Below are 1,791 nucleotides of genomic sequence, written 5' to 3' on the forward strand. Positions count from 1 at the left end.
CGTTGGGCGCCGGAAGCGAGCAGCTCCACCCCGTTCCAGGCGAACGGCAGCGCGACCCCCTCAACCTGCTCGATAAGACCGGTGGCGTGCAGGGCCGCGTCCAGCAGCGCCGGGTGGATGCCATAACCGCCGGCCTCGGCAGCCTCCCGCTCGTCGAGCTCTACTTCGGCGAACACCTCGTTGTCGCGGATCCAGGCCCGCTTGAGTCCCTGGAAGGCCGGACCATACCCGTATCCGGAGCCGGCCAGTGTCTCGTAGTGGCCGGACACGTCCACCGCCTGCGCTCCCGTGGGCGGCCACTGCTCGCCAGCAGGACTCGGCGTGCTGCTTGTCGCGGTAAGGGTTCCAGTCGCGTGGCGTGTCCAGGGTCGCTGGCTGGTGCGGGCATGCACCGCCACCTCACGCCGCCCGTCCTCACCGGCAGCGGACACCGCCACCTGAAGCTGGACCGCCTCGTCACCCCCGATCACCAGCGGCGCCTCAAGCGTCAGCTCCTCCACCACCGGACAGCCGACCTCGTCACCCGCCCGCACCACCAGCTCCACGAAACCGGTGCCGGGGAAGACCACCGTCTCCCCCACCCCGTGATCGGCCAGCCACGGATGCGTAGTGGTCGAGATCCGGCCGGTCAGCACCACCCCGCCCTGATCGGGCAGCTCCACAGCCGCTCCCAGCAGCGGATGATCCACCCGCGTCAGCCCCAGCCCACCGGCGTCCGCCGCCCCCGCGACGGAAGGCTCCAGCCAGTAACGCCGGTGCTGGAACGCATACGTGGGCAGCTCGGCACCCACGCTGGTGCCGGGCAGGAGTCGTAGCCAGTCCACGGCGACGCCTGCGGCGAACGCCTCGCCCACCGAACGTACGAACCGCCCCGCGCCGCCCTCGCCGCGCCGCAGCGATGCCACCGCGACTCCCGACGGGGCGGTGACGTCCAGGATGTCCTGCACCGCCATCGTCAGCACCGGATGCGGGCTCACCTCGAGGAAGAAGTCGTGACCGTCGCGAATCGCGACTCGTACGGCGTCCTCGAAGCGCACGCGCTGGCGCAGGTTGGTGTACCAGTAGTCGGCCCCCAGCCGCTCGGTGTCCAGCGACTCCGCCACGACCGTGGAGTAGAACGGCACGTCGGCGGAGCGAGGCTCGAGCCCGGCCAGTTCGGCGAGGACGGTCTCGCGGAGCCCCTCCACCTGGGCGGAGTGCGAGGCGTAGTCCACCTTGATCTTTCGAGCCTGCACGCCCTCACCGGTGATCGCCGCGAAGAACTCGTCCAGGTCGGCGGCGCCGCCGGACACGACGACGGAGGTCGGGCCGTTCACGGCGGCCACCGAGAGCCGGTCGCTCCACGGTTCGAGCCGCCGCACCAGCTCCTCGTACGGGAGCAGCACGGCCAGCATGCCGCCCGTCCCGGCGAGCTCCCTGCGGATGACCTTGCCGCGCTGGGCGACCACGCGGGCCGCGTCCCGCAGCGAGAGCGCCCCGGCCACGCACGCCGCGGCCACCTCACCCTGCGAATGCCCGATCACCGCGGCCGGGCGGACCCCCACGGACTCCCACAATGCCGCCAGGGAAACCATGACCGCCCAGGTGGCGGGCTGGACGACGTCCACCCGGTCCAGGGTCGGAGCTCCGTCCGCACCGCGCAGTACGTCGAGCAGGTCCCAGTCGACGAACTCGCTCAGCGCCTGCCCGCACTCGGCCAGCCGGGCGGCGAACACCGGCGACGCCTGCGCCAGCTCCACCCCCATCCCGGCCCACTGCGCCCCCTGCCCCGGGAACACCAGCACCGCATCC

The 1,791-nt window shown here is 72.1% G+C and carries 1 protein-coding gene; it reads right to left on the bottom strand.

Features of this window, described 5'->3' with window-relative positions; translation table 11 throughout:
• Window positions 1-1,791, bottom strand: a 1,791-nt coding sequence (locus tag AB0L65_RS62875; RefSeq protein ID WP_364267610.1) for an acyltransferase domain-containing protein, incomplete at both ends; no start/stop codon positions are given.

This window comes from Nonomuraea sp. NPDC052116 (assembly GCF_040680035.1).
GTDB classification, from domain to species: Bacteria; Actinomycetota; Actinomycetes; order Streptosporangiales; family Streptosporangiaceae; genus Nonomuraea; species Nonomuraea angiospora_A.